The sequence below is a fragment of the Prosthecobacter sp. genome (assembly GCF_029946185.1).
In the GTDB taxonomy this organism is placed as follows: domain Bacteria; phylum Verrucomicrobiota; class Verrucomicrobiia; order Verrucomicrobiales; family Verrucomicrobiaceae; genus Prosthecobacter.
Genome location: NZ_JAQSEA010000062.1, coordinates 1 through 5,968, shown reverse-complemented (window position 1 = coordinate 5,968; position 5,968 = coordinate 1). Strand labels below are relative to the sequence as shown.

General features: G+C 60.2%; 6 protein-coding genes. All 6 read left to right on the top strand.

All coding sequences use genetic code 11. The features are described 5' to 3' along the window. Positions 1-151 precede the first annotated feature (151 nt). The 6 genes from PSV43_RS04420 to PSV43_RS04395 are packed head-to-tail and all read left to right on the top strand — an operon-like array spanning position 152 to position 5,887. Positions 152-715 (top strand): hypothetical protein, encoded by a 564-nt coding sequence (locus tag PSV43_RS04420; RefSeq protein WP_300194182.1) that lies wholly within the window; start codon positions 152-154, stop codon positions 713-715. Continuing rightward, positions 712-1,800, top strand: a complete 1,089-nt coding sequence (locus PSV43_RS04415) for a hypothetical protein (protein WP_300194180.1) — start codon at positions 712-714, stop codon at positions 1,798-1,800. The genes PSV43_RS04420 and PSV43_RS04415 overlap by 4 nt, the downstream gene beginning before the upstream one ends. Then, a complete protein-coding gene (locus tag PSV43_RS04410) occupies positions 1,797-2,252 on the top strand; it encodes a hypothetical protein (protein ID WP_300194178.1) in 456 nt (151 codons plus the stop codon). Before PSV43_RS04415 ends, PSV43_RS04410 begins: the two co-directional genes overlap by 4 nt. Further along, positions 2,249-2,779 (top strand): hypothetical protein, encoded by a 531-nt coding sequence (locus PSV43_RS04405; RefSeq protein WP_300194177.1) that lies wholly within the window; start codon positions 2,249-2,251, stop codon positions 2,777-2,779. The genes PSV43_RS04410 and PSV43_RS04405 overlap by 4 nt, the downstream gene beginning before the upstream one ends. Continuing rightward, positions 2,776-4,725: a hypothetical protein gene (locus PSV43_RS04400; protein WP_300194175.1), complete on the top strand. Its 1,950-nt coding sequence runs from the start codon at positions 2,776-2,778 to the stop codon at positions 4,723-4,725. The genes PSV43_RS04405 and PSV43_RS04400 overlap by 4 nt, the downstream gene beginning before the upstream one ends. Before the next feature lie 7 nt (positions 4,726-4,732). Further along, positions 4,733-5,887, top strand: coding sequence for an ATPase, T2SS/T4P/T4SS family (locus PSV43_RS04395; protein ID WP_300194172.1), 1,155 nt, complete (start codon positions 4,733-4,735; stop codon positions 5,885-5,887). Positions 5,888-5,968: the final 81 nt, after the last annotated feature.

The following is a 5,968-nucleotide window of genomic DNA, read 5'->3' as shown; positions in this document are numbered from 1 at the left end:
ACGGCATCTTTAACATCCTGGGTGAGTATCAAAAAGACCCACCGGTCCCAACGGGGTCACTCGCCTTTTCCTCCGGTGCCTGGATTCTTTTAGAGAGTCCTAATCCCGAGGGGACAGTGACCATTGTTCGTCAATAATTCCGGAAGTTCCCATGAAGCCTGTCCGCCATGTCCGCCCTGAATTATGTTTCGGCATATTGCTCCTTGGCATCATCGCGGCCACCGGCCACCTGAAGGCCCAACAGGCCAGGCCGGGGCGGGATGTGGTGAGTGAGGAAGCTCTGCGTCAGCAGGTGGCCGGCGTGCCGAGCCTGAAATCTCAACTCACCGCGAAAGCTAGGCCACTCACCAAGGCAGCGCCGTCCATTCAAAGTTCGCTCTGGACGAATTCGATCATTCTTGCGGACGGTGAAAAGTTCACCCTCGTTCCAGTCGGTGCCATTCTGCATCTTCCTGCGGAACTGCGGACCCATGTCGCTGCCACACCCCAGGGTGACTTCACCTTCTGGCCAAGCTTTCTGAAGCGTAACTCCACCTGGCTGGCCGCCAAGGAGGTGCCCCTGTCGCTTTCACGCGGCAATACCCAGGAGGCGAAAGCTCTGCTCAAAAACCTTTCCTATGATAAGCGACTCATCGTCGCCACCTACAAGGATGGGCCGATCACGATCCTTGAACCTGCGCCCACGAATTCGGACACCCACCGCGCCACTCCGTGAAACTGAAAACCTTCCTTTGCCTCTGCTTGTTCAGCACCGCCCTGCTCGGACAGACGCCCGAAGCCTGGGTGCGCCAGACTGACCTGACCACCGGTCAGATCTACGACACCCCCATCACCGGAAGCGGCGGCGCTTACACCGCCCCCATGCAGGTCAGCGCGAGCGGCTCACTCTTTGAACTTTTTGCGCGTGGCACGGCCTGGGACAGCAACATCTACCTGCTCGACACCAAGATCATCGGCACCTACAATCCCCAGGTTGCCGTCAGCATCATCTCCGAAGACGACTACGTGCGCGGCGATCCGGCGGGCTCGACCTTTGTGAAACGCACCCGGGCCGACCGCCCCTTCTCCGTGAACATCCAGGTGCAAGGTCTCGTGGCGGACAGCAGCGACCCCTCCGAGCACGACGTCTATCTGGGCGTTCAGGGCAAAAACTATGTCCCTGCGACCTACTCGTCCTTGAACCAGCCGCAGTATTTGATCGAAGAATCCAATCTGGAAAACGGCACCTACACCTTCGGTCCCATCTATCATCAGCTCACCTCGCCCACGCTGAGTTCTGGCAACGGTGAGCAGACTTTCACCATCGTTCGTTACGCCTCCTACCAGGTGCCTGACACCATCATCGCCCAGCCGAAAGTCGAGGTCTGGCCCGTGGCCTCCGCCAGCGTCAGCAACATCACAGCTGGGCAGGTCTTCATCGACCGCATTCCGTCTCTCGTGGTCTCACTCAGTGATCTCTACCCCGACTCACGCACCTACGTGCAGGTTTACAAAGGCAACCAAGTGCTGGGAACCTCGGGAACGCTCGTGAACGGCACCGAGCTGCGATTCGGTGCCTACTACAATCCAGATCAGGCGGCGAGTTCCACCAATGTGCCGCAGAGCCTGTCTGTGTCCGTCGATGACCTTTCCAACTATGCCTCGGAGGATGGCACTTACACGCTGGAGATCGTCACCCATACGCCGTTCTTTGGGCGCACGGCCGAGCGTTTGTACCACATCACCTTTGAAGTGGACCGCGTCATCACCTCGCGCGGCCAAATCAGCACTATGGAGCTTTCAAGCCCCGCTTCGCCATGAAGCCCCCGCTTCGCCAGTGCCTCCGTTCTCACGGAAGTCTGCTGATCGAAGTATCGGTCGCTCTCTCCCTGACCTCGGCGCTGGCTCTGATCATGATGCGCGCCTCCTTGCTCGCCATTTCAGGCAATCAGTGGACCATCATGCAGACACTGACAGACGCCTATCTCTCACGTGAAAGCGCCCTGTCCATCCGGCTCCCTTTTGCGGATCTCACCAGCGCCCAGTCCGCCTGGCCGGATATTGCGGCTGATCCGGTGCCGGAACAGACCGTCACCCTGGGGCGCGTCGCCGGCGGTCAGGCGGTGCAGGGCACCTTGCAGCGCTTTCGTACCGCCGAGGTTGCCTCCGCTGCAGAGTCTCCGCTCACGGTGTGGCGGCTGCATTCCGTCCTGAGCTATCGCGTCGGCAGCCAGGAATACCTCAAGAGCCGCTCCACCCTGCGTCTCCAATGAAATGGCCGCTCCATCGCACCCGTCTGAATCCCAGTGGATTCACTCTGATGGAGATTTCCACAGCCATGGGCCTCATGGTCATGCTCAGTGCTGCCTTGGTCGTCATGCTCCAGCAGCATCTCAGCTTCATGGGCATGGCCCGGCGACAGACCTTTCTTGCGCAGGAGGCTCCGCAGATCGGCAACATCCTGGGCCGCATCTTTCAGCAAGCGGATCACTTCTTCATCTACCCCAGCCATGAAAGCGCTCTCAGCGGTGGCACGCCGGTGATTCAAAATGGCAGTGCGGTACGGCTGTTTTTCAAAACCGCCGTACAGACCACTCAGGAGCGCCTGATCGCAGCCGAGACCAGCAGCAGCGGCACTGCGTTGCGGTTCTATACTCCCCAGCCTGACGGCTCCGAAACTTCCTGGCTGATCTGCCAGGGACTCCAGAGCGCTGCCTTCAATGCCAACGAAGGTATTCTCACGGTAACTCTCACCGGACCAAATGGCGAAGAAATCACCTACAGCGGAGGAAGCCGATGAACCACCACTCCCTCAAACGTAACGCGGGTTATGTCTCGCTTCCCATCGTTACCGGATTTGCCATCATGTTCACTCTCAGCCTGACGATGCTATTCAAGGGCACGCTCATGAATCGTGACCAAGCCTCGAAGTCACAGCTGCGCGTGGACTACCGCCAGCGCGAGGAAGCCCTCCTTCACGCGCTCATCGCCTCCTTCCCTGGCAGGGCCATGGACTGCATGAAAGCCGATTATGCCGAGGGCACCGACTATGCCTGGAACAACATTTTTGCCGAAGCCGTGACGCTCTCCGCTGCGTCACAACGCCTTTCCCCTGAAATCCTCCAAAGCCTCGATTTGGCCGGCAAATTCAGCGGCGATGTCGGCGATCACGCCAGCAGCGAAGTGCAGAGCTGGATCACCTCGCTTACCGGTGAACCCGGACGCGTGACTCCAGGCACCACCGCTTACGCCAGCGTTTTTGCTCTTCCCGCATTCGCTGGAAAAGTGCCACCGCTCTTGGAGGTGGGGGCCGCGTTGCAAACCGCCGACGCGCTGCGTCCTATCGTCACACCGCTGAAGCGCTACCCGGTGCAGCTTCCAGATCTGTTGGCAGATGTGACTGCGCATCCGGTTTACAACTTGATCCCCTATCCCAACATCCGTTTTGGCTATGCCGCACCCGGGGAGCCTTTCGTTGCGAAGCGAAACTGGTGGGCCTTCACCGTGAACTACGGCAGCAGCACCAGCACCGTGGCCCGCCATTACGTGCTCTCATTGTATGAGATCCCATCCCAGATGCCGATTGAGGCCGCCACCTTTGCCGCCATTGGCACCCATCAGGACGGCACGGCCTGGAATGTCGACACTGTCAGCATTCAGGGCTCCGTCTATGCTGCGAGCATGAGTGTGGCAGGGGCTTACGGTGCCTCACGGCTCGCAGGTCGCAGCGGCATCGAAATGACCACCGATCTCGATCTCAGCGGCGTCACCGTGGGCTCTGATTTCGATGCCCTGGGTGAACGTGAACGCCTCCAAGCCGAACACGGCTCGGAAGTGCTGCCCATCGCTTTGTCGGCTAATTCCGGACGCCTGGCCTTCCTTCCACTGCCCACGGGTTCCGGCTACCTTCATCGCAGCCCCTCGGGCACCACCCTGAACGCGTTTGAGGATTACACTGCGGGCGGGCAGCATTGTCGCATCACCGTCGAAGCCATCGCCATGGTCAGCTTTGAAGATCAAACACCGACCTCCATTCGCGTCAGTTTCCCCAATTTGGCCGGCGGCACCAGCGAGGTTGTTTTGGAACGCGGCAGCAACTGGCCGACCATCTTTGAATCTGGCGGTGCCGACATCCCCTTCCAGACCGAGCTGACTAACAGCAATCGTTCCTGCCTTACCTTTTATCCGTCGTTGCTGAATGCGTGGCTGCTGGCACGGAACGCGGGCAGCGTGGCGACGAACAACAGCATCCACTTCGGCGTGGACTCGTCGCTAGACCCGATCAACGTCCGTATCGTGAGCGATCCACCCGTCTTGGAGGACATGTGCGTCATCATCCGCCAGGGCAAGGATCTCACCAACTACACCGCCGGCCTCAGCATCGTCGCCCCGTTGCGCGTCTATGTCGGGGACGACCTGAACGCGATCCCGGCGGCCTCACTTCCCGCAGGTTCGGGTTTGGCGGCTGGCACGGAGTTTTATCCGCCCCTTTCCATCTACGCCTCCGAACTGCGCGTGGGCACCACCGGTTTCAACCGGCCCATCGAACACCACGGTCAGCTCGGCAGCCTCGCCTCCAGCGGTGCCACGGTTTGGCAGCCGCTGGACATGAAATCAGGCAGTGATGACGCCGTGCATTCCGACAGCATCACCGCCGAGCTCAAACCGCTGCGCAGTCCCGCCGAACTCCCCCCTGTTCATCCCATGAACTGGCTGGTCGTCATCGAAGAGATTCCTCAGGACTGATATTTTCATGTCTACACCGTCCTCCTCCAACAACATCCTCGGTGATCTTGCCACCGCCTTCGCCGGACGTGAAATCTCCGATGTTCAGACGCGCACCGGAGGACTGATCTACCTTCATACCAATCGCGGCCTCGAGGTCGCCGAGAGCTTCGGCATCCAGGATGCAGAAGCCGTCGGACGCTTGGCGGAGGCGCTCTTCATGCGCCAGTCCGTCGAGATCTGGTCTGAGGCTGATGCCGTCGGCGGCGCAGCGCGGATGTGGGAACTGGTGCGCAGCCGCCGCGTCATCGACTTCAGCTGTGAAGAAGGCGCGCTTGGTTCTCCCGTGCGCATGCGTGTTCAGGTTCACCTCAGCGAGCACGGCCTGGGCGTCACCTGCCGCTGGCTGCGCGCGAAAATCAGCCAGCTCGAAACGCTCGGCATCGACGCGCTCATCTCCGACAGCCTGCGCGAGCTGATGCAGCGTCGCTTTGGCCTCGGGCTCATCACAGGCCCCACGGGCTCGGGGAAGTCCACCACGCTCGCTGCGGTCCTGGACTGGGTGCGCCGTCATTTTCCCAAGCACATCGTCACCATCGAAGACCCTATCGAGTATCGCTACGACGCCATGATGGAAGATCCCAACCAGCCCGGTGTCCAGATTCCTGCCCCTTCACTCGTCACCCAGCAGGAAGTGGGCAGGCACACCCTTTCCTATCAGAGCGGCCTGAAGGAGGTGCTGCGCAAAACGCCCAACATCATCCTCATCGGTGAAATTCGCGATCGTGAAACCATGGAGACCTGCATTGAGGCCGCACAGACCGGCCACTTCGTCCTCTCCACCCTGCACACACGGGGGGCGGTCAAGACCATCGACCGTATCCTCGAGTTCTTTCCCAAAGCTCAGCAGTCCGGCATCCTGCATCGGCTCAGCGAGACCCTGACCTTTGTGCTCTCCCAAGGGCTGCTCACCGGGTTCAATGGTCGCGTACTCGTGACCGAATACCTGCAAAACACCAGCGAAGCCGTCGCTGCTGGCATGCGCTCCTATGACGGCAGCGCCACCTCCCTGGCGGATGCCCTCCGCTACAAAGGCAATCTGCGCTGGGACCAAAGCCTCATCAATCTCTACCGCGCCGGCCACATCTCCGAAGACATCTTCAATGCGAACCTGATGGGTTAGGCTTGGGTGCCAGGTCCGCAGTCGCAGCCCCCGGCGGCAGCACCGGCCGAATCATTTCACGGATACGTTTGAGCAGTTTCG

Bases quoted from the DNA above. Each gene is read 5' to 3' on its own strand.
- PSV43_RS04420 (WP_300194182.1), top strand. From the start codon at position 152: ATGAAGCCTGTCCGCCATGTCCGCCCTGAATTATGTTTCGGCATATTG.
- PSV43_RS04410 (WP_300194178.1), top strand. From the start codon at position 1,797: ATGAAGCCCCCGCTTCGCCAGTGCCTCCGTTCTCACGGAAGTCTGCTG.
- PSV43_RS04405 (WP_300194177.1), top strand. From the start codon at position 2,249: ATGAAATGGCCGCTCCATCGCACCCGTCTGAATCCCAGTGGATTCACT.
- PSV43_RS04400 (WP_300194175.1), top strand. From the start codon at position 2,776: ATGAACCACCACTCCCTCAAACGTAACGCGGGTTATGTCTCGCTTCCC.
- PSV43_RS04395 (WP_300194172.1), top strand. From the start codon at position 4,733: ATGTCTACACCGTCCTCCTCCAACAACATCCTCGGTGATCTTGCCACC.